Origin of the sequence: Phormidium sp. CCY1219 (assembly GCF_035615515.1) — a bacterium.
In the GTDB taxonomy this organism is placed as follows: Bacteria; Cyanobacteriota; Cyanobacteriia; order Cyanobacteriales; family Laspinemataceae; genus CCY1219.
In genome coordinates this window covers 1-718 of sequence record NZ_JAJENT010000444.1, presented here as the reverse complement: position 1 = coordinate 718, position 718 = coordinate 1, and the positions used below count along the sequence as shown (strand labels likewise).

Annotated in this window: 1 protein-coding gene; it reads left to right on the top strand. The window is 49.6% G+C overall.

The window, feature by feature from the left end; translation table 11 throughout:
* Positions 1 to 307: 307 nt before the first annotated feature.
* Positions 308 to 718, top strand: a 411-nt coding sequence (locus LKK83_RS10560) for a tetratricopeptide repeat protein (RefSeq protein ID WP_324631057.1), incomplete at its 3' end; no start/stop codon positions are given.

Sequence of the window (718 nt, the reverse complement as noted above, 5' to 3'; positions counted from 1 at the left end):
ATTGGCTTTTTTTTGTCAACCCTTTACACAAAGGGACGGTGCCTCACCCCCGTAGGGCTAAGTTGGGTGAATTGCAGTATCCCGTGGCGGGGGTGACCCACCCTACCGGGCTTCACGATGATTAGTTACTGCCGTTTTTCGAGCAACACCTGCCGTTGGCGAGGTGGGGGGAATCTGTCACTCGTTTTGTTCAAATCGATAACCCTGAACGCCCAAAACATTGTGTTAAAATTGGATAAATCTGCCGAAATCGTACCCCAGCACACCTGACGCCGTTTATCCCCGAGTGGACCGAGTGGAGATGAGAATGATGCACCGACTTGCTAGCAGTATTATTGTCGCTTTCAGTATCTGCCTATTCCCCGTCACCCTACCGCTCATTGCTCAGCGCAGCGTGGCCCAAACCCAAAATGCACAAGCTGAAGAAGTCCAGCGACTTTTACAGCAAGCTGTGCAACAAACTGGACGACAACCACAAGCAGCAATAGAAACATTCGAGCAAGTCCTCGGAATTGCCCGACAAATTAACGCGAAAGAACTGGAAGGCATTGCGCTGCTGGGCATCGGTCGCAATTACAATGATATAGGGAGACGTCAAGACGCATTAGAATTCTACGAACAAGCACTCCGTATATTTCAACAAATCAATAATAGAAGCGGGGAAGCCACGACTCTGAATAATATCGGTGCAGTCTACTCCGACATCGGACAACCCCAA